The organism is Desulfobacter sp. (assembly GCA_028768545.1).
Lineage (GTDB): Bacteria > Desulfobacterota > Desulfobacteria > Desulfobacterales > Desulfobacteraceae > Desulfobacter.
Map to the genome: position 1 here is coordinate 2181835 of CP054838.1, position 25382 is coordinate 2207216.

Annotated in this window: 27 protein-coding genes; 8 read left to right on the forward strand and 19 right to left on the reverse strand. The window is 47.3% G+C overall.

What is annotated here, in order from left to right:
- The 3 genes from rsmH to HUN05_10405 all read right to left on the reverse strand — a co-directional run bounded on the left by rsmH (window position 1) and on the right by HUN05_10405 (window position 2182).
- The gene (gene rsmH, locus HUN05_10395) at window positions 1-939 is read right to left on the reverse strand and encodes a 16S rRNA (cytosine(1402)-N(4))-methyltransferase RsmH (GenBank protein WDP85491.1); all 939 of its coding nucleotides are present in this window, start codon (window positions 937-939) and stop codon (window positions 1-3) included.
- 2 nt (window positions 940-941) lie between these two features.
- Window positions 942-1382: a division/cell wall cluster transcriptional repressor MraZ gene (gene mraZ / locus HUN05_10400; protein WDP85492.1), complete on the reverse strand. Its 441-nt coding sequence runs from the start codon at window positions 1380-1382 to the stop codon at window positions 942-944.
- Window positions 1383-1777: 395 nt separating this feature from the next.
- Window positions 1778-2182: a response regulator gene (locus tag HUN05_10405; GenBank protein ID WDP85493.1), complete on the reverse strand. Its 405-nt coding sequence runs from the start codon at window positions 2180-2182 to the stop codon at window positions 1778-1780.
- A 212-nt stretch (window positions 2183-2394) separates the two neighbouring features.
- On the opposite strand from HUN05_10405, the gene HUN05_10410 reads away from it, so the two are divergent.
- The 3 genes from HUN05_10410 (at window position 2395) to HUN05_10420 (ending at window position 4686) form a co-directional block, all read left to right on the forward strand.
- Window positions 2395-2706: a hypothetical protein gene (locus tag HUN05_10410; GenBank protein WDP85494.1), complete on the forward strand. Its 312-nt coding sequence runs from the start codon at window positions 2395-2397 to the stop codon at window positions 2704-2706.
- A gap of 168 nt (window positions 2707-2874) precedes the next feature.
- Window positions 2875-4086 carry an IS256 family transposase gene (locus tag HUN05_10415; protein WDP85495.1) on the forward strand — a complete coding sequence of 404 codons (1212 nt, stop codon included), beginning with the start codon at window positions 2875-2877 and terminating at the stop codon, window positions 4084-4086.
- A 156-nt stretch (window positions 4087-4242) separates the two neighbouring features.
- On the forward strand, window positions 4243-4686 hold the full coding sequence (locus HUN05_10420; GenBank protein ID WDP88021.1) for an IS630 family transposase: 444 nt from the start codon (window positions 4243-4245) through the stop codon (window positions 4684-4686).
- On the opposite strand, the gene HUN05_10425 is transcribed toward HUN05_10420, so the two are convergent.
- From HUN05_10425 to HUN05_10475, 11 genes are all read right to left on the reverse strand, one after another.
- Window positions 4670-5680, reverse strand: coding sequence for a hypothetical protein (locus HUN05_10425; protein ID WDP85496.1), 1011 nt, complete (start codon window positions 5678-5680; stop codon window positions 4670-4672). The two genes, HUN05_10420 and HUN05_10425, sit on opposite strands and share 17 nt — an antisense overlap.
- 449 nt (window positions 5681-6129) lie before the next feature.
- The gene (locus HUN05_10430) at window positions 6130-6864 is read right to left on the reverse strand and encodes a 1-acyl-sn-glycerol-3-phosphate acyltransferase (GenBank protein WDP85497.1); all 735 of its coding nucleotides are present in this window, start codon (window positions 6862-6864) and stop codon (window positions 6130-6132) included.
- The gene (locus HUN05_10435) at window positions 6861-7826 is read right to left on the reverse strand and encodes a DUF4340 domain-containing protein (protein ID WDP85498.1); all 966 of its coding nucleotides are present in this window, start codon (window positions 7824-7826) and stop codon (window positions 6861-6863) included. The genes HUN05_10430 and HUN05_10435 overlap by 4 nt, the downstream gene beginning before the upstream one ends.
- A 2-nt stretch (window positions 7827-7828) precedes the next feature.
- Window positions 7829-10024 carry a Gldg family protein gene (locus HUN05_10440; protein WDP85499.1) on the reverse strand — a complete coding sequence of 732 codons (2196 nt, stop codon included), beginning with the start codon at window positions 10022-10024 and terminating at the stop codon, window positions 7829-7831.
- Window positions 10025-10033: 9 nt separating this feature from the next.
- Entirely contained in the window at window positions 10034-10738 is a 705-nt protein-coding gene (locus HUN05_10445) for an ABC transporter permease (protein WDP85500.1), read from the reverse strand.
- On the reverse strand, window positions 10735-11685 hold the full coding sequence (locus tag HUN05_10450; protein ID WDP85501.1) for an ATP-binding cassette domain-containing protein: 951 nt from the start codon (window positions 11683-11685) through the stop codon (window positions 10735-10737). The genes HUN05_10445 and HUN05_10450 overlap by 4 nt, the downstream gene beginning before the upstream one ends.
- A 9-nt stretch (window positions 11686-11694) precedes the next feature.
- Window positions 11695-12270 carry a hypothetical protein gene (locus HUN05_10455; GenBank protein ID WDP85502.1) on the reverse strand — a complete coding sequence of 192 codons (576 nt, stop codon included), beginning with the start codon at window positions 12268-12270 and terminating at the stop codon, window positions 11695-11697.
- A gap of 305 nt (window positions 12271-12575) precedes the next feature.
- Complete coding sequence (locus HUN05_10460) at window positions 12576-13325, reverse strand: energy-coupling factor transporter transmembrane protein EcfT (GenBank protein ID WDP85503.1); 750 nt, start codon at window positions 13323-13325, stop codon at window positions 12576-12578.
- Window positions 13309-14061 carry an ABC transporter ATP-binding protein gene (locus HUN05_10465; protein WDP85504.1) on the reverse strand — a complete coding sequence of 251 codons (753 nt, stop codon included), beginning with the start codon at window positions 14059-14061 and terminating at the stop codon, window positions 13309-13311. Before HUN05_10465 ends, HUN05_10460 begins: the two co-directional genes overlap by 17 nt.
- Complete coding sequence (locus HUN05_10470; protein ID WDP85505.1) at window positions 14042-14587, reverse strand: biotin transporter BioY; 546 nt, start codon at window positions 14585-14587, stop codon at window positions 14042-14044. The genes HUN05_10465 and HUN05_10470 overlap by 20 nt, the downstream gene beginning before the upstream one ends.
- On the reverse strand, window positions 14584-15582 hold the full coding sequence (locus HUN05_10475; protein WDP85506.1) for a biotin--[acetyl-CoA-carboxylase] ligase: 999 nt from the start codon (window positions 15580-15582) through the stop codon (window positions 14584-14586). The genes HUN05_10470 and HUN05_10475 overlap by 4 nt, the downstream gene beginning before the upstream one ends.
- A gap of 146 nt (window positions 15583-15728) precedes the next feature.
- Between HUN05_10475 and HUN05_10480 the strand changes: the two genes are divergently transcribed.
- Window positions 15729-16265, forward strand: coding sequence for a hypothetical protein (locus HUN05_10480; GenBank protein ID WDP85507.1), 537 nt, complete (start codon window positions 15729-15731; stop codon window positions 16263-16265).
- Here HUN05_10480 and HUN05_10485 read toward each other — a convergent pair whose 3' ends face one another.
- From HUN05_10485 to HUN05_10495, 3 genes are all read right to left on the reverse strand, one after another.
- A complete protein-coding gene (locus tag HUN05_10485; GenBank protein ID WDP85508.1) occupies window positions 16266-17057 on the reverse strand; it encodes a RimK family alpha-L-glutamate ligase in 792 nt (263 codons plus the stop codon).
- 2 nt (window positions 17058-17059) lie between these two features.
- Window positions 17060-18760 (reverse strand): hypothetical protein, encoded by a 1701-nt coding sequence (locus HUN05_10490; GenBank protein WDP85509.1) that lies wholly within the window; start codon window positions 18758-18760, stop codon window positions 17060-17062.
- A 67-nt stretch (window positions 18761-18827) separates the two neighbouring features.
- Entirely contained in the window at window positions 18828-19916 is a 1089-nt protein-coding gene (locus HUN05_10495) for a hypothetical protein (GenBank protein WDP85510.1), read from the reverse strand.
- A 291-nt stretch (window positions 19917-20207) separates the two neighbouring features.
- Here HUN05_10495 and HUN05_10500 point away from each other — a divergent pair, with 291 nt between their 5' ends.
- Window positions 20208-20411, forward strand: a complete 204-nt coding sequence (locus HUN05_10500; protein WDP85511.1) for a hypothetical protein — start codon at window positions 20208-20210, stop codon at window positions 20409-20411.
- A gap of 86 nt (window positions 20412-20497) precedes the next feature.
- Here the strand turns inward: HUN05_10500 and HUN05_10505 are convergent, their stop codons facing one another.
- Window positions 20498-21319 (reverse strand): ribonuclease H-like domain-containing protein, encoded by an 822-nt coding sequence (locus HUN05_10505; GenBank protein WDP85512.1) that lies wholly within the window; start codon window positions 21317-21319, stop codon window positions 20498-20500.
- A gap of 162 nt (window positions 21320-21481) precedes the next feature.
- Between HUN05_10505 and HUN05_10510 the strand changes: the two genes are divergently transcribed.
- Entirely contained in the window at window positions 21482-22354 is an 873-nt protein-coding gene (locus tag HUN05_10510; protein WDP85513.1) for a flagellar basal body-associated FliL family protein, read from the forward strand.
- 19 nt (window positions 22355-22373) lie between these two features.
- Here HUN05_10510 and HUN05_10515 read toward each other — a convergent pair whose 3' ends face one another.
- Complete coding sequence (locus HUN05_10515; GenBank protein ID WDP85514.1) at window positions 22374-23009, reverse strand: thiamine diphosphokinase; 636 nt, start codon at window positions 23007-23009, stop codon at window positions 22374-22376.
- Window positions 23010-23117: 108 nt separating this feature from the next.
- Between HUN05_10515 and lptF the strand changes: the two genes are divergently transcribed.
- Entirely contained in the window at window positions 23118-24308 is a 1191-nt protein-coding gene (lptF, locus tag HUN05_10520; protein ID WDP88022.1) for an LPS export ABC transporter permease LptF, read from the forward strand.
- On the forward strand, window positions 24305-25381 hold the full coding sequence (lptG, locus tag HUN05_10525) for an LPS export ABC transporter permease LptG (GenBank protein WDP85515.1): 1077 nt from the start codon (window positions 24305-24307) through the stop codon (window positions 25379-25381). The genes lptF and lptG overlap by 4 nt, the downstream gene beginning before the upstream one ends.
- Window position 25382 lies beyond the last annotated feature (1 nt).

Here is a 25382-nt window from a genome sequence, read left to right on the forward strand (position 1 = left end):
CTAAAGTCTCTGGGCAACTCTGAGTTTGGCGCTTCTGGCCATGGGGTTGGCTGCTGTTTCTTTGGGCGATGCAATCAGAGGCTTTCTGGTAATGGATTTCATGGTCGGCACAAATCCACATACGCATCTGGGCAATTCTTTGGGGCAGGTACATCCGTTTTCAAAAGATTTTAAGCGTTGTTTTACAATTCTATCCTCCAGTGAATGAAAGGAAATGATGCAGATCCGTCCGTCTTTGACCAGCATGGACGGTACCTGGGACATAAAGGCTTCCAGCCTTTCCAGTTCACGGTTGACCGCAATTCTAAGGGCCTGGAAAACCCGGGTTGCCGGATGAATTTTCTGTTTGGCTGCCACCTTGCCAGGAATGGCGCCGGCCACAAGCTTGGCCAGTTCCATGCTGGTTTTGACCGGAGCCGTGGTCCTTGCCCGGGTAATGGCCCTGGCCACTCTGCGGGAAAGCCGTTCTTCCCCATATTTGTAGAAAATATCTGCCAATTGTTTTTCCGTGTATGTGTTGATGATCTCTTCTGCGGTTAAGGCGTTGCGGGTATCCATACGCATGTCCAGGGGTTCGTTTTTCTGAAAGCTGAATCCCCTTTTGCTTTGGGTCAGCTGGTTAAGTGAAAACCCAAGATCAAGCAGTATGGAGTTGACTCCTTTTATTCCGGCCTTGGCCAGGATATCGGGAAGGTCGCTGAAGTTGTTGTGATACAGCTTGATATTGGCTTTATAGGAGTAAAGGCTTTTTTCTGCATGGGCGATGGCATCTTTATCCTGGTCGATGCCGATGAGGGTTCCGCCCGGGATAATTGCACCGACCGTTGCCAGAGCATGGCCTGATCCGCCCAGGGTGCAGTCCACACAAATATCCCCGGGTTTTAAATTTTGGTAGTCATGCACCTCTTGCGGCATGACAGAAGTATGTTCAAATCCCATACTTACAGCCCCAGGGAAGCAATTTCCTCTCGTACTTCCTCTTTTTTAAGTTCTTGCTCCATTTTCAGGTTCTCCTGGTCCCATTTTTCCCTGGACCAGATTTCAAATCGGTCCAGCACACCAACAAGGACAATATCCTTTTCTATGTCTGCATATGTTCTCAAACTTTGGGGAATGAGCACTCTGTCCTGTTTGTCGCATTTCAACGGGCAGGCATTCCCTAAAAAAAAGCGTTTGAACTTCTCCATGGCAGCACTCTTGGCCGCCCGGATCCGTTGTTCAAGGCTTTTCCATTCACTGTGTGCAAAGGCATAGATACAGCCGTCCTTGATCGAGACCACGACCCCGTACTCATCATCGGCCTGCAGGACCTTCCGGAACCTTGCCGGTATAATGATTCTGCCTTTTGGGTCGATTGTATGAAAGGAGCTTGATCGAAACACTTATTGTAGCCTTATGTAAAAGTTACATCCACTTTCCACCACCATACGACACACTTTTACGAAAAATCACAGCTAAGTCAAGAAGAAAATGTCATTTCTTTATAAAATATTTGGTAAAAGTATTGTTAAATAAGCTTTAACGAATGTGTATGTATTGGGGAGCAAAGTGGATTTAAAATCGAATTTTTATGGGAGAAGGGATGTTCTTTTGAGAATAAGACATAAAATCAAGGACTTGGTCTTTGGGCGATAAATAAATTTTGCCCTGTTAAAAAAAATGGATGGGAACCGTGGGGTAAAGTGGACGGTATGGGTGGGGTAAAGTGGAAGACGCCGGCAGGGCATCCCCGAAAAGGAGGGATACCCCGGAGTGAACCTTACCCCCGGTGGGGGGATCAGGAGATTAAGCTGTGGATGGTTTTTTTGAGTGTTGCCAGTCGATAGGGCTTGGCAATAATGCCTTTAAGACCGTAAGATTTATATTCTGCCATGATGGGATCCTCAGAATATCCTGAAGAAACCACGATACAGGCAGACGGATCCATATCCAAAATGAGCTGTGAGGCCTCTTTGCCTCCCATGCCGCCGGGTACGGTCAGATCCATGATGACCAGGTTGTAAGCCCTGTTTTGGTCTAAGGCCTTGCGGTATTCTTCTACGGCGCTTTGACCGTCAGCCGAAAGGGTTACGACATAACCGAATTTTTCAAGCATTTTTTGGGTAACAGTTCTGATTTGCTCCTCATCGTCCATGACCAGGATTCTGGCGTTTGAATCAGAGTTGGAAAGATCTGTTTGCATGGCACCCCCTTGGTAATTTTGTCTGGCTCAGCGGGCAGGTATAGGGTTCGTATGGTCCCGGCACCCAGTTGAGAGGATGCTGAGATATGGCCCTTGTGTTTGTCAATAATGGAATGGCAGATGGACAGTCCCATGCCGCCTCCGTTGGGCTTTGTGGTATAGCAGAGCAAACAATTACTTGAACAAGGATTTATACAACTTATATTTTCCCCATGAGATATTCATCAGATTTACGCAAACGCGTTATAGATTTTGTAGAAAATGGAGGAAGCAAGACGGAAGCTGCCAGTCAGTTTAATGTATCCCGTGGAAGTGTTCACAACTGGACGTCTGCCGAAGATGGTTTGTCATACAAGAAACCCGGTCCAAAAGGACCACGAAGTTTGGATCTGGAAGCTTTGCGCCTCCATGTGGAGACAAATGATGACATGACACAATCGGAAAGGGCGCAGCATTTCGGAGTATCCCGTGCCTGTATCTGGTATAATATGAAACAACTCGGAATCACTCGAAAAAAAAGATGACGGGATACAGGGAGCGAAGCGACAGCAAAAGAAAGGCATATCTTCGTCTTCGTGAACGTTATGTACGTCGTTGCAAAACGTTTGTTTATGTTGATGAAAAGAGGGCGTTCAAAATTCTGTGTCAGTTGAATCAAAGCTGATATACTCAGCTAAATAAGGAGAACTGACATGACCGAAGAAAACACCGAATTTGATTTTCAAAAAGCCCTTAAAGGCATCCAGGAAGGTAAACCCTTCACAGGTAAGGGCGGCGTCCTTACATCATTAATCAAAAATCTTGCTGAAGCTGCTCTTGAAGGAGAGTTGGAGTCCCATCTCGGGCAGGAAGTTTCTGCCAACCGCCGTAATGGAAAAAGCAAAAAGACCATTAAATCCCTGGATGGTAAATTTGAGCTGGAAACCCCGCGTGACAGGGTCGGAACCTTCTCTCCACAGATCGTCAAAAAACATCAGACAACGCTCAGCGATGAAATTGAAAGAAAGATAATAGCCCTTTACGGCCTGGGCATGAGTTATAATGATATGGCTTCCCATTTACAGGAAATCTATGGACTTGAGATTTCAAATGCCACTCTGAGCACCATTACCGATAAAATCATCCATACCGTCAAAGAATGGCAGGCCAGGCCGTTGGAAAATGTGTACCCAATCATATGGCTTGATGCCATACATTATAAAGTACGAGAAAACGGAAAGGTCGGCAGCAAAGCCGTTTACACAATTCTTGGGGTGAATATCGAGGGCCGCAAAGAGGTTCTTGGGCTGTACATATCCGAGAATGAGGGTGCGAACTTCTGGCTGCAGGTGTTAACAGACCTTTCAAACCGAGGGGTAAAAGATATCCTGATTGCCTGTGTTGATGGTCTAAAAGGTTTTCCCGAGGCCATTGAGACCATATTCCCGGACACAGAAGTTCAACTCTGCGTAGTCCACCAGATCCGAAATTCATTGAAATACGTTGGTTCCAAAAATAAAAAGGAATTTATGGCAGATCTAAAACGTGTTTATAAAGCGGTCAATAAGGATCTGGCCGAAGAAGAACTGGATATCTTGGAAAATAAATGGAATGACAAATACCCGATTGTGATAAAATCCTGGCGGAACAACTGGGAACGCCTCAGTCATTTCTTTAAATATCCAGAAGAGATCCGACGGATAATATACACCACAAATACCATTGAGGCTGTGCATCGACAGTTTCGAAAACTGACCAAAACAAAGGGATCGTTTCCTAACCAGGACAGCCTGTTAAAGCTGCTTTACATGGGGATCCAGAACGCCAGTAAGAAATGGACAATGCCGGTTCAAAACTGGTCACTGACAATTTCCCAGTTGGCAATTTTCTTTGAAGGCCGGCTGGATAAAGAGCTGGGAATTTGATAGGGATTTATTTACAGATGGAAAAGATGGTTCCAGGAACTCCGCTCCAGCAAAAGCCAACTCCTCCGACGTGGCAGATTGAAGGCCCATTCTCGGACCTGGCTTTTACTTCCGCTGGCGCCGAGACAGATCCGGGAACCGAAACCGTGACACAGAATTCTGAACATTCCCGATGAAAGCGGCTTTTCGCCTTATACAACCCGTCGCTATGGATATGCTCTCAAAGGGCAGCGTGTTCATGGTTTGATTGCAGGAACAAAGCACCCTCGAACGTCTTTGATTGCTGCCCGCATCGAATATAGTTTTGAAGAACCATTTTTGTTTCAGGGAACATGTAATGCGGATATCTTTAATGCTTGGATCGAACACCAGTTGAGTCCACATCTGAACGATAATCATGTCGTTGTGATGGATAACGCATCCTTCCACAAGGGCGAAGAAACCAAATATTTGATAGAAAGAACTGGTGCAGCTCTTTTGTTTTTGCCCCCGTATTCACCGGATCTCAATCCGATTGAACACGATTTTGCGGCCCTAAAAACCATCCGTGAATACAATGAAAACGAAACGATTGATGAAATTATCAGGATGTATAAATAATTATCGGCATTGCTATAAAGTAGGGATCAAATATACGTGCCAGATTTTTTTCAGGGATCCCTTTGCCCTGGTCCCGGCAGGTGATTTTGATATATGCGCCCTTGGCGATGGTTAAAAGATTGTCTTTGAGCAGGGTAGTGTTTTTCATGCCTAAAAAAAAAGTCCCCCCTGTTGTCATGGCCTGCCGGGCATTTATGGTTATATTGTCAATCACCTGGCCGATCTGATTTTTGTCCGCCCGGATCGGCCAGAGGGTGTGGGGCAGGGCAAGGTTCAGGCGGACATTTGACCCGGACAGGTTAAAAAGAACCGTGTCCCGGATCATGGGGCCCGGGTTGAATTTTTCTTTTACAGGAGAGCCCCCCTTGGCAAAGGTCAGCAGCTGCCGGGTCAGTTTAACCGCCTGGTTCATTGAATTTTCGGCTTTTTCAAGATAGGGGATGGCGTTTGACTTCACGGGGAGTTCCATTCGGGCCAGGGTGATATTTCCATAGAGGGCCGTCATGATATTGTTGAAGTTGTGGGCAATTCCGCCGGCAAGGTCGCCAATGGACCTGAGCCGGTCCATTTTCAGTGTGTCTTCAGTGTTTACATGGGGAAGACAAGGTTCTACCAATGCCTGGAAAACCGGGTCTGCTTTTTGGGAGGCGGCCAGGGGGGAAATGGTTATCCTGACATGACGCTTGTTCTTGTCCTTTGTTTGCATCAGGGTTTTTATGGTGAACAAAGGAGACTCTTGGGTCATCTGCCCCTGGGGTAAAGGGGGGGTATAATCCATCTTCTTTGGGAACAGGGCATTAAAGGGCATTGATATCAGTTCGCAGGCCGGGTATTGGCTCATCCTGGCAAATTCAGGGTTGGCATCTAAAAAGGTCTTTTTACAGGAGAGCAGGGAAAGGGCATGTTCGGAATTGTCAAATGCAAACTTGAACCTGTCGCCCGCCGGAGTGCACCGGATGCATTCTTCCTGGAATATGGTTTGGTGATTGCTCATTTTATCTGTATAGCCCTTGATCGGTTGGCGCTTACGAAAAAAACTTTTTTTAAAGATAAAAAAGCCGATTAAAATGTATACCAGAATATAAAGATAAAAAAAACTTAAAATATCTTTGTTCGGGTGGTGCAGACCGTTGGCACAAGGATAAATCCAGAGGGGGCAGTCTCAGACGGCCCTCTGGCTTAACCCGAATATTTCACGAATCGATTTTGCTTTAGCTGCAAGGCGCCAGGCCGTGAAGCCGTAGTGAGTCTACTGCGAACGGTCTGCAACGCCGCAGATGAGGTAAAATCGGTTCGCCTGAAGGGTGACAATTTGTAGTCTTGGAATTGGTTTGGTAAGTAATTATAACTTGCTGTATTTAAAAAAATTAATATCCAGTTTTCTCAAATTGTCAGTTTCTGACCTTCAGGTTATGAAATATTCGGTCTAACCCGGTCTTGGGGTCAGTCTTTTGCCAGGACGGCATCCCCAATGGTCTTTTGGACCTGGGCCATCAGCTGGTCCAGGTTTTCCTTGTGATAGGGGCTGATATGGACCGGGCGATGGACAATGATCTCCACGGTGCCCGGGGTCAGGTCCATGGTGTCCGGGGGCAAAAGGTCCATGGAATTTTTGATTGTTACCGGCAGGATCGGCACCCCTGTTTCCATGGCAAAAACAAAGGCCCCTTTTTTAAGGGGCATGACCTTGCCGTCCCGGCTTCTTGTGCCTTCGGCGAAAAAGAGGACCGAGGCTTTTTGGGATAATTTTTTTTTGGCGGCTTCAATGGATTGAACAGCGGCATCATGGTTGGACCGGTCAACAAAAATACAGCCCAGCTGATTGCAGGCTGAACCAAAGACCGGGATATTTCTTAATTCCTGTTTCATGACCCATTTGATTTTAAGGCCGAGGAATCCGTGAATGACCGGGATATCCACCATGCTCTGGTGATTGGAGACCACCACGTAGGATTTAAACCGGGTGTAATTTTTTTTCCCGGTGATTTTCACCCTCACAGGTCCGATGGCGCAGGAGAGGCGGGACCAGAATACAGCCAGGATGTCAGCGGCATCCTGGCTGAAAAAAAAACCCACAATGATGCAGATCATCCCCATGATCATGGTATTTAAGATCATAAAGGGGATGACAATGAACCATTTATAGGGCTGGTATACTATTTTGACTAGGGTATTCAATCCGTATCAGGTGTTTTTTCTTTAGGGGGTTCAATTCCAAGAAGTGTATCCACGTATGATACAATATCTTTTGCCTTATAAGGGGCCAGGGAAAATGCATAGGGAGAAAAGGTGGACTTTCCCCCCGCCATGGTTTTTTTATCCGGCAGCTCGAACAGGTTCAGACTTAAGCTCTCCTTGTTTTCAAGAACTATTTTGCACACACGCTCTGTTTTTTCAAGGGCAAGGGCATCTGTGGGGTCTAAAAAGTTGTCGCAGGACAGATGGGACAAAGAGGACAAAAGATCATTGGCTGCGGTATTATCCGCCTGGCTGCCGTCTTCAAGCTGCCAGACCGGTTTTAAATCCTGTTCAGCGGCCTTTGTTGTGTCTTGGGGCTGGTTGAGAACAAAAACCTTTGTGAGCCCCTGTTTTTCTATGGTGATTTTTTGGATCTTTTTGGCCGTAAACTCAAGGACCAGCTTGTTTCTCAGCTCATCAACGGATTTGTCAAATTTATTCCGAAAGTTCTTATCCGCCTGAAATATCTGTTTTTCTTTTTGGATCATCACAAAGGTGTGGTTCAGGCTCGGGGCGGTTTTTCCGATGAAAAAACGGCGTTTAAGACTGCTGCCTTCAAAGGCGCTAACCTCAATGGCATTGGGGGGGTCCAGCTCATACCTGACCCGGTCACCGGCCTCGGAAACCAGGGCCGAAAGCTTCAGGTTTGTGATGGCATCAAGAATCTGCCTTACCCCCTGGGGATCTGCGGGAAAATTGTCCTTGGTCACGGTCCAGGTCTTGTCCTTTTTTAAAAGGAGTTTGGTGTTTTCTGCCCGGGTTATTTTAACCTTGTCTATTGACCCTGGGTCCATGGCTTCCAGGACAGGCAGGCTGTAGTGGACCTGATCGTCCTTTTTAAGGAAAAGATAGGCGGTCAGTGCGATAATCAGTGCAAGAAGGATGTAATATTCTTTTTTCATGTCTATTTTCCTAAGGTATACATCTGGGCAATTTTTTTCTTTCTTAGGTTTCTGCGAACCAGCACCCCAAGTCCGAACAGGACAACCAGAACAGGCAGTCCTGCAATGTTAAAAGCTTTGATGACACCTTTGGTCAACGCACTCGTCTCGGTTAGGGGATTTAAGGTCTGCTGCTTGCTTCTCATCTGGGCGATTTTATCTTCTCCGTTGAGGTGATCCACCACGTTGAGCAGGAATGTGGCATTGGTGGTTCGTCCCTCGGCATCCAGCATATTATCATGGAGCATCTGGGCACAGCCGAGGACAAATATTTTTGCCGGAGCAGAGGATTCAATCACCCGGTTCTGGGTTTTTATTTCCTTTAACGCTGTTGAGCTCTGATTTTTTTCTGGGCTTTTCTCATTATCGTCCTGTTCAGGAAGAATCTCTTTTTCGCCGCTTTCTTTTTCAGGCACAGGCTTTCCCTTGAAATAAGAGGTGAACTTTCCTTCCAAAAGATAGGCCAGGTCATAGGCTGAAAAATCCTCTTTGGCCTCGGGCGGGGTAATAAATATGGGGTTGAGGTTGATATTCTCTTTCATGAGCCATGATTGGTCTGAGGATTGAAGCAGGGAAACAGCCTTTACCCTTTCTTTGTCCGTAAATTCGTCCACAAGTGACAAAGGCGATATCTGCATGGCCACAAGGCCCTTGATGTTTTTCATAAACACAGGGTCATTGTTGATGCCTGCGTCTTTGAGCATGGGCGCAAAGTATATGGGCTGTTCCCCCCCGCCCTGGGATTGGGGTACCTGGTGGGTGTAAGCGCTTTTGTCCATCACATAGGCGGGGTCTATTTTAAGTCCGTAATGGGCCAGAAGTTTTTCAAGTCCCGTATCAATGGGGATAAATCCCGGGGGCATGCCCATACCCCGGGCAGGGGCCTGTTCCTTAAAGGCATCGGAAAAAATGGCCAGATTGGTCCCTTTCATCAAGGCCTGGTCGATCTGGAACAATTCATAGGCGGAAAAGGGCTGGGTGGGTTTGGCAATTACCAGGCAGTTGAGCCCCTCGGGAATCGTGTCTTTTTCAAGGCTGACCTGTTTTACATTGTAACGGGTTTCCAAAAGCTGATTAAATACATTCAAACCGTTTCCCTGTCGCCCCTGCATCATGGCCATGCGGTCCGGCCCGAGGGTGGGGGTGCCATGGTCGGAAAGGTACCCGACATCCTTATTAATGCCGATCATCTTTTCCATGACAGCAAACAATTCTTCTTCCAGGCCTTGGGGGTCTGCCATCTGGTAGGTGGTCCCGATGATGGGAAGTTCCATGGCCGAGATCAGCGGCAGGTCTTTGGCTTCGCCCTTGTATTCAACCACCAGTCCTGCAATGCCGGTGCCGGCTGAAATCGATTTTTCCGGGATGGCTGGCCAGCTCATGGCCATGAGGTCATATTTTTTAGCTGTTTTTTCAAGTTCCTGGCTATCTTTTGGATCCAGACGGGTGAAGTCAAAGATGCCCAGGCTTTTTTTGTTCATCTGCTCTATGGTCCGGGTCACGGCACTGCCAAGCCCGGGAAGCTCGGGCAGACCGATCAGGGGGGCAATGGGATTCAGGTCCGAGGAAAGATACATGGTAACCTTGATCTTTTCAGTCTGGCGGACCAGGGCGGAAACCTTATTGTTGAGTTTTTGAATGGCTGTGGTGAGCTGGTATTCCAGTCCGTTGCTCGAGGTAATGGCCGGGATCTTTTCAATGAGGTCACCGTGGAGGATGACAAGGCCCATGTAAGCATTTTTGAATTTAAGCTCATCATTTTCCATGACCCTGATCTGGACGGGCTGGATCCCGTAATCTCGAGCCATGTCCCGGTTCTGGTCAGCCTTGTGGGCGATATCCCCTTCCTGGGATACATTGTAAAAGGTAAAGTTGAAAAAACGACCGGCCTGGGCAGCGTACTCCGAGAGCAGGTCTTTGAGATACCGTTCGGTGTTATTGTGGGGGGCAGGCAGGTTTTTGGAGAAAAAAACCTTGATATTCAGTGGTTCGGACAGGGTGGATACGGCCTGAATGCTTGCATCGGACAGGGAGTACATTCTGTTCTGGGTCAGGTCGGCCCTGAAAAACAGGGTCAGGCCTGCCAGATTGACCAGAACGATCACTGCCAGGTATAAGATAAATTTAATATAATAGTCTTTAAGGAAAGGCTTACCCATGGTTACTCCTTAGTTCTTTTTTTTCATGGCAATATAGGTTGAGAAAATAAAAACAAAGCTCACACTGGCAAAGTAGAGGATATCCCTTGAGTCGATAATCCCCTTGGAAATATTGGCAAAGTGGGTATTGGCCCCGAGATATTCCAGAACCGGCACCAGTCTTTCGGGAACAAAAAAGAGGATCCGGTCAAAAATGCTGATCGTAAAGCAGAGGGCGCAGCCAATGATAAAGGCGATGATCTGGTTCCGGGTCAAGGCTGAGGCAAACAGCCCCATGCTGCAATAGGCGGCGGCCAGAAGAATGGCCCCAAGATATCCGCCCAGGACCGGGCCTGGATCCACATTGCCGATGCTTGAAATAAACAAGGGGTAAAACAGGGTGGGAACCAGCATGGCCGCGGTAAATGCCGTGGCTGCCAGGAATTTGCCCAAAGCGATCTGGGTAAAGGATACCGGCATGGTCAACAGGGTCTCATAGGATCCTACATTTTTTTCCTCGGCAAAAAGCCGCATGGTGATGGCAGGGATAAAAAAGGAAAAAATCATGGGCAAAAGGGCGAAAAAGTCCCGGAGATCGGCCCGGCCGTATATAAAAAAGGTGGAAAAGAAAAACCACCCGCTGACAATTAAAAAGAGGGCAATCACAATATAGGCAATGGGAGAGATAAAATAATCCTTAAACTCTTTGACGGCAATGGTGTTGATCTGTTTCATGCTGAGGCGCCCTCCTGTGTCAGTTCCTGAAAGATTTGTTCAAGGGCCTGGGTATTTTGGAAAAGTTCGGTGATGATCCAGTCGGTCTCTTTGATATTCAGGTATAACGCGGACCGGATATCCTCGTTGTCAGAACTTAAAATTTCAAAGGAGACATCTTCATTGTTTTGGTCTGCCAGGAATTTGATATTCCAGTTTTTGTCCATGGACACCAACCGTTCCATGGCCTGGGTTTTATCCGTGCCTTTAAGACTCAGCCTGACACATCCGGCTTTCCGGGCATTGTGTTTGAGGTTTTCAGTACTGTCATCTGCAACTTTTCGGCCTTTGTTGATAATGGCAATCCTGTTGCAGGTGGCCTCTGCTTCGGAAAGGATATGGGTGGAAAAGATAATGGTCTTTTCCTTGCCGATGCCCCGGATGATATCCCGGATTTCGGCAATCTGGTTGGGGTCCAGGCCGGAGGTGGGTTCATCCAGAATAAGAATTTCAGGATTCGTCATCATGGCATGGGCAATTCCCACCCGCTGTTTCAGTCCCTTGGACAGGGTTGCAATGGGCTTGTGCATGATGGATGAAAGCCCGCAGATACGGGCCAGTTGCCTGAACCGTTCCTGTTTTTGGCTCTGGTCTGTCAGCCCTTTGAGCTTTGCCACATAGTTGAGATAGTCATAGACCAGCATATTATGATACAGCGGGGCTGATTCGGGCAGATACCCGATCAGGGATTTGATTTTTAAGGTATCTTTGGGCATTTGCAGCCCCTTGATTCGGATGCTGCCTGAACTTGGGGGGTAATAGCCTGTGAGCATTCTCAATGTTGTGGTTTTACCTGCACCATTGGGGCCAAGCAGGCCAAGTATTTCTCCGGGCTGGATGGTCAGGCTGATTCCGTCAACAGCACAAAAGTCATTATAATACTTGGTCAGATTTTGAACATCAATCAATGTCTCCTCCTAAAAATCTTCGAGTACTTTGCTTTTTTCCAGGAAATCTTGGACTTCCTGCTGGGTTTTTTCCATGGTTTCCACCACTTTTTCAAGGCGCCGGCAAAAGGGGTCGTCTGCACCCAGAATCTTTACAGATTCCAAATAAAGGGCTGCAGATTCTTTAAACCGGCTGCCCATGAGGCGGGCCAGGGTTTTTCTTTCTTTGTGTCTGATTTTTTCGGACTGGATAACGGATTCCAGCTTTTTAATGGAGTACTCCACCAGAGCATCCCGGGGCATATTATAGGTTTCCGAGATGGCCGTCAACGCCTCAATGGTTTTACGGCTCAGCACAAAGGTTTTTTGTCTTCTGGGTATTTTTTTAAACTGCCTTACATGGATGGTCCGGGCCAGCTGGTCCAGGGCTGAATAGTCCTCAATAATATGATCGAACAAAGATTTTTGTTTGATCCCCATGTGGATGGCCACAAGTCCGATGGCGTCAATGGCTTTTTGGGAGAGCTTAAAGGTTGCCCTGACCGACTGCTTTCCCCGAAGGTCGAACATGGACGGTCCTGACATGGGATCGTTTTGTTTTGGCATGTCTCCTCCTTTGCGGGGTGGCTGTATTATTGGCAACATTATGGTGCAATTTAGTAATGAAAATATATTATGTTCAAAATTTTACCCCAAAACATAGGCAGGATCAACCTCAAATTTAAGGATGACCAAAATATAATTTTAACGGCGTTGTAAAACGTCTCCACCGACTGCGTTATGGCGCTTGACCAGACACTTGGCATACTTGGTGTATGTCTTCTTCCCCGGCCAGGCAACATGCCTTGCCCGCGAAGATTTTTACCTGTCCATCGGTTGAATTTTTTACGAGTTCATCAATTTTTAAGGGGCTAAAAGAATAAAAGCAGGAGGAAAAATCCTGATCCCAGTAATAGGGCTAAGGGTTCGTCTCCTGAGGGACAAAACTCAGGATCGGTTCGGTTCTCAGTATAGCTGCGGGCTTCCATGGCCATGGCCAGGCCGTCTGCGGATTTAAAGGTTTTTCCCAGCAGGGCCAGGCAAAAGACCTGGATCCGCTTGAGCGGATTTTTTTGTTTTTTGCCGCACCTGGCCTGGATGGTCTGGCCTGTCTCTTGGGCCTGGGCAAGGATCAGCGGGAAAAATCTCAAGGCCAGGCTGATGATCATGCCGGCCTGCTTTTCCGGGACCATGGGGACAGGCTTAAGAACCCATTGCACTGCCGCCTTAAGCTCTGAAGGTCGGGTGGTGGATGAAAATATAATTCCGATTTCCATGATCAAAAAAAAGCGCGTGGCCACAAGTCCGCCCTGGTTCAGCCCCTGGCGGGTAATGGGATGGCCCCATACCCAAAAAAGGGCCTGGCCCGGGACAATGGTTCCCCTGACAAGGATGATGATGGCCAGCAGAAGAAAAAAATATTTTAATTGTCCAAACTGCGGACCCATGGGAATTCGGGCATGGAGAATAAAACAAAAGACCAGAGCCAGGGTGATCAGGCAGCCGGCCCATTGGGCAGAGATGATTCCCATGCTCATATAGGCAAGCACAAAAAGCTTGGATCTTGGATCCAGGGTGTGGAAAAGGCTCGTCCCTGATTTGAATTCAAAAAGGTGCGGCATCTCTTATTTGCCTTTTGCAGGTACATTGGGGCTTTAGCCCGAAACGGCCAAGGTCGGCGGCCAAGGTCTGTGCCGGACCCTGGGCTGAAATTTGCCCTTTTTCCATGATCAGCATTTGGTCGGCATGGTCAATGACCAGGTCCAGGTCATGGGTGGCCATGAGAATGGTTTTTCCCGACTGGTGAAGCGTGGTGATCCTTTGGACAAGATCACAGGTCCCAGGATAGTCCAGGTTGGCAAAGGGCTCGTCAAATAGAATGATTTGAGGATCCATGACCAGGATACCGGCAATGGTCAGCCGTTTTTTTTCCCCCCCGGACAGGGTGGCAGGATGCCTGTGACTGAAGTCCAAAAGGTTGAAGGTTTCAAGCGCCCGGTTTACTTTCTGGGTGATGGCCTTTCGGTCCAGCCCTAAATTTTCAGGTCCAAATGCCACCTCATCAAACACAGTCTCCCCTACAATCTGGGTCTCTGCATCCTGAAAGACCATGCCGATGGTCTTCCGGGTGAATTCAATGTCTTTGTAAATGTTTTTTCCATGGAGCAAAACCTTTCCCCTGTCCGGTTTTAAAAGGCCGTTAAGATGCCGTATCAAGGTGGTTTTTCCCGAACCATTGCCCCCTGCCAGAAGCATAAACTCTCCTTTGGCAATGGAAAAGGAGATATCTTTTATCCCCTGTTTTTCCGGTCCGTAAAGATGGGTCAGCCCCTGTATTTCAAGAAGAGGAGCGGACATGATGTTCCTCACGGATCAAGGGTCTGATTTTTCGGGCAATCAAGGCTGCGGCAACCACCTTGAGGCCGTCTCCGATAAGAAAGGGGAACATGCCTGCGGCCAGGGCTTTGGACCAGGATATGGCAAAGACCAGTTTCAGCCAGGGCACGCCTGTGGCGTAAATGATCAAAGAGCCTGCGGCCAAGGCAAACATATCTTTTGCCAATGTTTTGTTCCCTTTTGCAGACAACAGTCCTGTGACACAGACCGCCGGGAGATACCCCAGAAGATACCCGCATGTGGGGCCGAACAATTTACCCATGCCGGCCGTGGCCCCGGCAAACACGGGAAGGCCTGCAAGACCGATGACAAGATAGATTCCCACACAGCCCACTCCCCATTTAGGACCGAGGATCAATCCAGCCAAAAGTACGAACATATTCTGGAGCACAATGGGGACAGGTCCGATGGGGACGGATATAAATGCGCCGCAGGCAATCAGAGCGACAAAAAGGGCCGTGTAAACGATGAGGCGGATTTGGGTCATATGGTGGTATCCTTTGCTGTGTGGAAACAGTCTCCGTAGATGATGGTTTCACGTTTTTTACCTTTGCTCTTTTCATCCAGGCTCCCTTTGTCCTGGGTCTCAATGGTCAGTCCGCCCTGGTCATCCACACCAACGGCTTTTCCCTCAAGGGTCTGGTTTAAGGTTTCCACCCTGACCCTTGTGCCTATGGTGGAGGTCCTTTCCCGCCAGAGGGCCATGATCTTAGGGACGTCTACATTTTGGGTCAGCGCTTTAAAATCAATCAGGAATTGGGAGAGGATCAGCCGTCTTGAAACAGGTCTTCCCATGGCCTGTTTCAAGGATGTGGCCTCAAAATTTTCTTTGGAGACATCGTTGTTGACATTGATGCCCATGCCAATGACCAGAAATTGGATCATGTCTGCCTGGGTTTCCATTTCAGACAAAATTCCTGTCAGTTTCTTTCCTTCAAGCAAAAGGTCATTGGGCCATTTTACCGTGGTGTTAAGACCTGATAATCGGTTGATGGTTCTGGACAGGCTTAAAGAGGCGGCAAAATTATAAATATAGGCCATGGGCGGGGGCAGGTCAGGTTTGAGAATCAGGGTAAACCATAATCCCCCTTTGGCCGAGACCCATTCCCGGTTGAGCCGTCCCCGTCCCCGGGTCTGAATCTCTGCCACGCAGCAGCTGTGATGGGCTGCACCTTGTCTGGCAAGTGTTTTAGCCGTGTCCATGGTGGATTTGACTTCTGGGTAATAAAAGAGGGTCTTGCGCAGATCCGGTTCAAAACAAAAAGGGGCAAGCAGATCCTCGGGGGTGGTGAGAACATATCCATTGAAATGACTCTCTATGGGAATGCCAGATAATTTCATGGCCTTGATATGTTTCCAAACCCCGACCCGGGAGATGCCTGTTTTTTCTGAAATCCTGACGCCTGAAAGGGTCTTGCCTTTTGCCCTGAACAAGAGTTCAAGGATTTTTGACTGGGTATTGTTTTTTTGGTTAACCTTCATAGGAGGATATGGTTAACAAAAAATCAGCCCCGGGTCAAGTGCGCCTAAAAAGATTCTTTGGGGGGAGGCTGACCCTAAATTTGTATTGAACCTTGATCCTGGCTGATTTATAAAAGGGATATTAACCTTGAAAAAAAGAGAGGCCCATGACCTGCATTCGAAAGATTTTACCCAACCTCAAGGACTTTAAAGCCTTTTGGAAAAAAGAGGGCCCGTTTAAATTCGCTCTCACCGCCAATGAATACCCCCCGGTTCTCCTGGAACCTGAAGAATGGATTTTCAGCAATGACAAGATCGCGCTTTTAAAAGAACTGATGCAGTTTTCCAAGTCAAAAATGGCCTTTGTCAAAGCCCCTTTTAACCCTGCCAATAAAGCCATTTTGCGTCCCTCAAAAATTTGTGAATGGAAAATAAACCATTTTCCCCAAGAGTGGAATTCAATGGTCTGTGACGCCTTTGTTCCTGAGGGTCATCTGACCCATGCCGTGATGGAAGAACTTGGGGCACAGGGCGGGAAAGAAGACAAGGCAGGGGTTGAGGCGGCTTTTTTTGCCCGGCTTGAACATCAGTTGGAAACCATGGGCTATCTCTGGCTTTGCCCGGGCGAAAATTCAAAATTTGCCGCAGTAAATGCCTATCTTAAGGAATGGGAACAAGATGAAACAGAGGCCGGGCTTTTTTGATTAGATTTCTTTTTCCAGGATGAGCCGGGCGAGCAGTTCCTTGTAGTCAATCCCGGCTTTCCGGAATCCCTTGGTGCCGTATTTCATATTGCCTTCCAGAACGTAGAGGCGGGTTCCGACCTGTGCAATATCAAGGCCCACATCATCCCATCCGCATTTTAGGGCCGTGGACAGAGCAAGGTCATTCACCCCCTGGGGCAGGGCGTCAAAACAGATATCAGCCCCCTGGGAAAGGTTGGTTTTAAATTCTTTGCCTGATGCAACTCGCCAGAAGGCCAGTCTGATTTTTTTCCCGATAATCACAATTCTCATGTCACGGTCAATGGGCAGGTACTCCTGGATATAGGCCGGCCCCTTGATTTGAAGATAGGCCTTTAATTCGTCTGGGGTTTGAATGAGAAACACCCCGTTTCCCCTGGCAGATCCCCTGGGGATTTTGGCCACAAAGGGGTATTGGAAGTATTCAAGGATGGTTTGTTTTTGTCCGGCACCGTAAAAGACACGGGTTTTGGGGTGGGGAATCTTTTGCAGCCTGAACATTGCCGTTTGTTTTATTTTATCCTGGGCAAATTTATAGGTATGAAAGCTGGGAAAGGTTTTTTTTCCCATGGCATTGAACAGGTCGGCATAAAAGGCGGTCGGGTAATAGATTGTTTTGGCCCTGGCAATTTTTTCCTGGTCTTTGGGACTGTAGTCATTGAAATTGGGTTTAAATCCCAGGGTCTGGATTTGGGGGCATTGTTTCAGCCGGGCGCCAATGGCAATGGGCGGTGCTGCCTGGTTTTTTTTCACCTTTACCTGGCCCCTGCCCAGGATTTGATTTGACCCAAGGAGGGCGGAAATTCGTGGTATTGGTTTATGCCTGCTGTTTTAAATTCTTGGGACAAATGGTTTTGGTCCAGGTGTTTTTGCAGGGAGGAGACAATCACAGGGACCTGGTCCTGGGTGTAGAGTTCCCTGATTTCCTTTGCCAGGTCCATGACGGTCATCTGCCGTACAAAAAAATCGCAGATCACGGCAATTGGTTTTTCAAACACGATGGACTCAAAGGCTTTTTGGGGGCCTGTAAATGTGTGCGTATTAAATCCGCACCTGTGGATGAGGGCGGCGTAAACATCCAAAAAAGTGGTGCAGGGATGGATGATCACAAAAAAGGGTTTTTCAGTTTCAGTCCGTTTCAGCCTGAGCTGACGGTATTTTTTGATTGTAGAGGTGAGGTTTCGTTTCTCAAGAACACTGATATAAGCGTCAATGACCTGGGCCGGGGCACTTCGTTCCAGATAGTTTGATGTGATATAGGAAAAGGTGTCTGAATCCATGAGGCCATTGATGAGCTTGACAGCCTTTGCATCCAGTATTGTTATTCCCAGCCGTTCTCCTGATTTGGTGCCGGATTCGATTTCTTTTTTGACCTCAGCAATGGCAAAATCTGAACAATGCCGGTCTAACGCTTTTACCGCAGCCATCCGGAGGTGCATGGCAGGATCTGTGATCCCCTTTATAATCGGTGCCACAGATTCGAGTTCCGGGTATTGGGCAAGGGCGGTATAGATGGAGAATTTAACCGGAGCTTCAATGCCCTGGCGGTCGGCCAGGGTTAAAAGATCAGCAATGGATTGTTTGGGAATGGTTCTGGCAACAAGCCTGAGCAGGTTGATCATCAAATCCGGTTCCTGGCTTTCCATGTTGGCATGGAGGGCCTCTGCCACAAGACAGCCATTCTCTGAAAAATAAAGATAGGCCTTGAATCTTTCTTCAATCCGGTCTGAGGTCAAACGCCGGGTCTTTGAGATCAGATCGGTCTCCTGGGACACAGCAGAAGGCTTTGGAAAATGGGGGGCAGACCCGGTCAATCGGGGGGATTCTTTTTGGGCCAAAGTCGGGGAGGACAAAGAATCTGACCCGAGTTTTTTCTTTAAAAACGCAAGGGAGTCCAAGATATCCTTGTCGCATTTGCCTGTGTTGGCAATTTGTTCAAGCCGGTTCAGGGCGGTTATGCTTCCCATCTGTTCAAGGGCTTTGACAGCCCCATGGCGAAGATTTGGGTCATCGTAGAAGATAAATTCGGCCACATCATCAACCAGAACCTCAAGCTTGAGTTGGCCAATGGTTTTAATAATCTGGTCGAGCAGATCGCCCTTGGTTTCCCTGGTCAGAATATGTTTGAGCAAAGGAATGATCTGGTTGATCTGGTCACAATCGGCATGATTCATGAGGAGAAGAACAAATTTATAGTTAAGATGGGCCCTGTCCATGGCCAATTGAAACAGGCGTGAATGCAAGGGGTGTTTGGGATCAAGGGTATCCAAAAAAGAGGCCAAAAGGTCCAGGGCAGGTTGGTCAGGGGCAGGTTGGTCAGGGGCAAGGGCCAGGGTTTCAACAATGACCTGCTGGTTGTCTTCTTGTTCTATATCAATGCCGTTCAAAAGCGATTTTATTTTTTCGACCTGTCCGGTTTTTATTAGAGGTTTCAGGACCCGGATAAATTCAGCCATTTCACATCTCCTGTTGTTCATTGATCACCATTGGGAGGGACCGGGAGGGCAGGTACCTGTCCTCATTTTATCCATGGCCATCAAATGTCCTTATAGGGTCAAGGGTAACGGGTTTTTCGTAACTTGTTTTTTCGAATAGTTTTTTGCATATCTTACATGGTCTGCAATCTTTTGTACAGGTGGTAAGCGTATTATAAAAAGAGGGGCCAAGGCGGGTATTGTCGATATGGAACCTGTGGGACAGAAAATTGGCCGTATCCATGAGGTCCAGCAGGTTTCCCCCATAGGCCTGGTCTATATAGGCCTGGATGCATTGTTTTAAAAATTGGCTGCCCAAGGTTCTGCCGCATAACTTGAGTGAGTCGGCTTTTTTATGGTAGTGAACCATGTCTTCGGGGCGAATAAACGGGGATTTTAAAAATTTTTGGGGATGGGCATTAAAATAGGCGTGGCAGCCAAGGGAATGGTTTGTTTTCCATGTGGATTCTTTGACCAGACCGGTGTTGGACAGGGAGATATGGGCATCATGGGCCGGTTTGAATGGACAAAGAAAAATACAGCCCTCATTGGCCAGAAGTTCAACATTGATCTTGGGAAAAAGGGATTTCACCCTTTGGTAGATGGATGATAATTTTTGGGGATCCCGGTTCAAGGACCGATCCAGCAAGAGTCTGCCCGGCGGCTTAAACCGGGTTGCTCCGAGGATGTCCAGAACGGATGAGACCTTTTCCATGCTGTCAATCATGGTGTTGACCCCGGCAACGGCCTCTAATTCCCCGATAATATCATGACGGGTATGGTCAAGGCCATTGATCAGGTAGAAATCAGAGATTACCAGGCCCTGGATGCCCACGGCCTTGTGAAGGGTCTCCACCCTGTCCAGAAAGTCGGTCAAGACCCTGGTATCCGTGTAAAGGGAAGGAGGTGAAAACCGGGTGTTGACCAGAATATATTTTTTTATATCTTTTAAGAGGGCTAGGGTTTTGATCAATCCGGACAGGCTTGGGGACGTTTTGCCCGGGGCAATCACCCTGACCCTTGAATCCAGCACAGGGCCTTTGGGCATGGGAAAATAAATGGATGACAAAGACGATGTATGGCCGGACAAGAATTGAGCATACTCTGGATCCGGGAGAAAAGGGATTGTAAGTTTCATATTCATTTGTTCATAATACCCCACTGAAATTTTAACAATGCATTAGGATAAATTTGTTATAATTTTTATAAAAATGCAATACTTGAATATTGACAGTCCTTAATGCATGGTTAAAATTAGGCTATTCAGGCATGTGTCCTGAAAATCAAACAAACGAATAAGGAGAGTGTCACAATGATTGAATTAACAGATCCTGCGAAAACGCAGATCGAAGATTATTTCCAGGGGAAAGAACCCACCCCCATAAGAATTTTTCTCAACTCAGGCGGCTGAGGCGGCCCTTCTCTTGCTATGGCTCTGGATGAGCCTAAAGATACAGACGATTCTTTTGATGTTAAAGGACTTAAGTTTGTTGTTGACAAAGAATTCATGGAAAAAGCAGAAACCATCAAGATTGATTTTACCGGAATGGGGTTCCATCTTGATTCAAATGCAGATTTGGGCCAGGGCGGCGGCTGCGGCGGCTGCAGCTCCGGAGGCTCCTGCGGCGACTAACCAAAGGATTTAAGTCCTTTAACAAAAAGGTGTCTGTGCACAGGGGTGCGCAGACACCTTTTTTTATTGGAAACCCTATAGAGGGGTTAAAAAAATAACAAGGACTTTAATTTGTCCACTAGGGCTTTGTCCGGCGAAAAGGGATTGGCCAGGCCGGAAGGTTCGGGCATGGGCGCTGTAAATGCCAGATTTTTTACCTTCAGGTTGTAGGCTTTGACCATGAGGGTTTCCAGGTTGAGCACATCTTCTATATTATAGGCCAGAAGGGTTTCAAGCGCTTTGGGGTTTTGGGTCTTTTGAAATTCATCCCAGAGAACCACGGCGAAACTGCCGTCAACCCCTTCAAGGTCGCCCCTGTCAATTCCCATGGCTTTTTCGCATTTTTTTAATCCCCCCTTAAACCCCAGGCTTGCCAGCACATAGCGCAGGTCGATATGGGCCTGGTCCAGGGTGCAGTTGAGCCGGGAGCGAAGAAAGGGAAGATCAAAGGTTTTTCCGTTGAATGTGATGATCAGTGCGTAATGCTTGATGTCATTTGCAAAGGCATCTAGATTTTCTCCCTGAACATAATGGTTAATCTGTTTACCGTCATACATGGCAATGGTGGTGATTTTATCCCAGGGGGAAAGGCCTGTGGTTTCAATATCCAGGTAAACGGCATCATTCACAAAGGGTTTGAACAGCCGGTACTGCTGTCCCGGGGGTAGCAGGCCGCTAAAATAGGCTGCATCCCTTTGGGCAAACTTTTCCATGGACGCCACGATTCCAGGCAAAGGACCTGCCTGGGGGGAAGAGGACGGGTCAAATTCAGCAAGGGCCTTTTCCCAGGTGGTTATGCCTTTGTCCCAAAGGTGTTGTTCTTTTACCGGCCCGATTCCGGGCAAATGGCAGAATGTATGTTTGAGCATATTTGTTTAGAATCCAATTAAAGTTTAAGACCATATCCCCCGAATTGAAAAAAAGGGGGCAAAGGGGACATTCAATTATGGTATCCCCGGCTTGACCCGTTCAATGGGCCATGATAGCCTGTTTAACCAAAAGATCAAACTTCAAATTTTCAGGATAATGCCATGACCAAACATATCAATGAAACCCCTTGGGAAAAGTTAAGAACAATCTGCTTGATTTTACTCGTTGTTTTTATGGGAATCGGGATTCTGGGCTGTGGTGAAAGAGAAAAAAAGGCTGAAGAACTGGTCTTGGGCAATTGGACTCAATACCGGAACCGGGCCTATATTCTTTTAATCATCAATCCCAAGGGAACCTGGCAGTCTTCGGTGCGCATTGCAGATGCCACCTCTAAAATTGTCAGTGCCAAGGGTGCGGCCAAAGGCTCCTGGCACATGGAGGAAGACCAGTTGATCTTTACGGTGGTTGAGTCTGATATCCAGGAAATATGGGAAAAAAACGATACCAGTTTTTTTGAGATTGTTGAGCTTGGCGAACGGCTGATGCTGCTCAAAGAAGAAAACGGGCGTGTGGCAGAATGGAAAAAAACAGGTACCACCCAGAGCAAGGCAAACCAGGAGGATGTTGCAAAAGAGATCCTCATGGCCCCTTATACGGTTAATCTCAACAGAAACAGTTCCAATGAGCAGAACCGTTATCTCTGCCTGAACATGACCCTGGTGCTCAAGGAATTGATGCCTGACCAAAAAATTCCTAAATTTCATCCCAGGGCCAGGGATGCGGCCAATTTGTTTTTAAGCTCTCTGGTATACGAGGACGTGGAAGATTTTGAAAAGATTAAGATTCAAAAGGAAAAATTAAAGGATGTTCTCAATCCATATATGGAAGGCTTTATCAAAGAGATTGAGGTCAGGCATGTGATTATTGCAACCTCTGTGGCCAAGGTAGAAGAATTTGTTATCGAACACACCATGGGCAAGGCAAGTCAAAAAGACCAAAACGGAGAAGATCAGGAAAAAACAGAGACCAACTAGTCTTTAATCCTTTGAATGCCTATTCTTGGGATCTTGTGACCAGGACAGCCCCGGAATCTATATGGACGCTTGCCTTTGTGCCGGTAAACCAATTGCTCACCCCAAGGGCCGTACCCATATAAAGGGTCTTGTCTGTGAGAGGGTATTCCAGGCCTGAAAGGGTCATTCCTGTGACCTTGTCAGAGATCGGTATGATGGAAAACAGGTCCTGGGGGGATCCATAAAGGGTGAGGTCCGAAAGGACCAGGTAGATTTCATTATGGGCATCCATGATTCTTGCGGGTATGCCTAAATCCGCCATTTTTCGAAGCAGAAAAATATTGGCCAGGGTATGATCAAGTCGATGGCCGACAACCCCTAAAAAGACGATTTCGTCACTTTTTTTTTCAAGGGCATAGTCAATGCACAATTCTGTGTCGGTCTGATCTTTGCGGGGGGGATGGGTGATGATGGGAATCTTTTTTTTTCTGTAAAAATCAAGGGTGGCAGGATCAATGGAGTCTAAATCACCGATAATCACATGGGGAAGGATTTTCATCTGATTCAAATGACCGGCTCCTCCGTCGGCTGCAATGATCAGGTCAGCCTGTTTGAGCTCGGATAAGATTTTCCGGCAGGGTGTCAGGGTGCCGTTTGCTATGATAATAGATTTCATGGGATTTAAAATATCAGAAAAAAAAAGGATTGAAAACAAGAGTATTTGTCCTTTATTCCCATATCCTTCCTTGACACTTGGACGTTGAGTTTATATTTTCCCATTCTAATGATGGTTTTTAAACGAATACATACCTATATATTTTTAGAACTGGTTTCTCCCTTTGTCATCAGCCTGTTTTTCTTAACCTTTGTTTTTTTGATGACTCGGATTCCTGATATCACGAATATGGTGGTGAATTACAACACCGATATTGCGGATATCTTGATGATGGTGGGCTTTACCCTGCCGCGGTTCATGGAATTTACCATTCCCATGTCCGCCATGATTTCCATTCTTTTAACCTTTATGCGCATGTCCGGGGAAAATGAAATTGTGGCCCTTAAAGGGGCAGGGGTTTCCCTTTATAAACTATTGTCCCCGGTGATTGTTTTTTCGGTGATCACCACGGTATTGACCATGTGGGTGACGGTCTTCGGCGTCTCCTGGGGAAAACTTTCCTTAAAGGAAAAAACCCTTGAACTTGCCCGGTCCAGCATTGATGCCGCCCTTCAGGAAAGGCAGTTTAATTCCCAGCTCAACGATATCATGATCTATGTCTCCCACGTGGACATGAAAACAAGAGGGCTTAAGGATGTCTTTATTGAGGACAGAAGGACAAAGGGCGTAGTGTCCATATCGGTTGCCCCCAAAGGTAAACTCATCCGCCAGGGCAATGATGAGGTGTATACCATAAGGCTTTACGAGGGAATGATCAATCAGGTGAATTCAGAGGATAATTCAGTCACCAACATCAATTTTGGGCATTATGATATCAATATCGATATTGCCTCCATGCAAAAAGGGGGGAAAAGAACGCTTCATAAAGATCTGGACGAGCTCTCCCTTCAAGAGCTGGTTTTGCGCATCCGGTCCGGGATAAAGGATCCTGCCCGGAGAAGCGAGGCCCTGATGGTGCTTCATGAAAAATTTTCCATTCCCTTTGCCTGCCTTTCCCTGGGGCTTTTAGCCTTTCCTTTGGGGGTTCAGTCCATGAGCCTGAGGCGGTCTTCCGGCTTTGGCATGGGCATCTTTTTTTTCCTGCTCTATTACTTTTTGCTGGCTGCGGGCTGGTCTGCCGGAGAAACAGGCCATTATCCGCCCTTTATCGGCATGTGGCTGCCCAATGTAGTCATGGGAGCAGCAGGGATCTTTTTGCTGGTGAGAAATGCCCGGGAAAAGCCCGTGAGACTTCCCAGGGGGATACAAAGAACGATCAATGGACTGGTTAACCGTTTTAGAAAGAGAAGAAATTCATGAAGTGCCTCCACCGCTACTGGCTTGCGGAATTTGTAAAATACTTTTGTATTATTCAGATGATGATTCTGGTGCTGTTTGTTTTTATTGATTATCTTTCCCGGATGGATAATTTTATCCAGTCCGATATCACCATGGCCCGGGGCATGTGGTATGTGCTTTTGAAACTGCCCTTTATGTTTGTCCAGTTGACCCCGGCCAGCCTGCTTTTAGCCGTGATTGCAGCCTTTGGCATCATGAACCGGAACGGAGAACTGACCGCCTTGAAATCGTCGGGTATCTCGGTTTATTTTCTGGTCACCCCCGCCTTGTTGAGTGGCCTGGTTTTGGCCTGCCTAATGTTTATCATGGGAGAGACCCTGATTCCGGTTTCCATGGCCAAGGCCAATCATATCCGGTACCAGGAGATGGCCAGCGGCCCAAAAATTTCCCAGGAGCGCAAGGATATATGGATCAAATCCGGAAAAGACCTGGTTCATATTAATTTTTTTGATCCCGTAAGACAGGAGGTTGCCGGAATCACTGCAACCAAAATGGGAAAGGATTTTAAGATCGCCTCCCGCATGGATGCACGTTCAGGGCGGTTTGAAAACGGTCTTTGGGTATTTGAGGGGGTGATTGAACAGGTATATGATCTTAAAACCGACGATTATATTGTCACCACCCTGCCTAGAAAACTTGTGGAGCTGAAAATTGAACCCAAGGACCTGGGCCGCATGGCCCAAAAATCAAATGAGATGAGTTTTTCCGAATTAAAGCTATATGTTAAAAAGGTGGTGGCCGAAGGCTATGACGCCACAACCTACAAGGTGGATATGAACGGCAAGCTTGCCTTTCCCTTTATCTGTGTGATCATGGCGCTCACCGGTGCGGCCACGGGCATGCGTTCGTTTGTCAAGACCAATTTGCCCATTGCCATAGCTGTTGGGGTGGTGATTTGTTTTTTTTACTGGTTTGTCTACGGGTTTTCCATGTCCCTGGGCTATGCTAAGATCCTGCCGCCCATAGTGGCAGCTTGGGTGGGGAATCTGATTTTTTTCTGTCTTGGGCTCATCTACCTGATCAATACGGAATGAT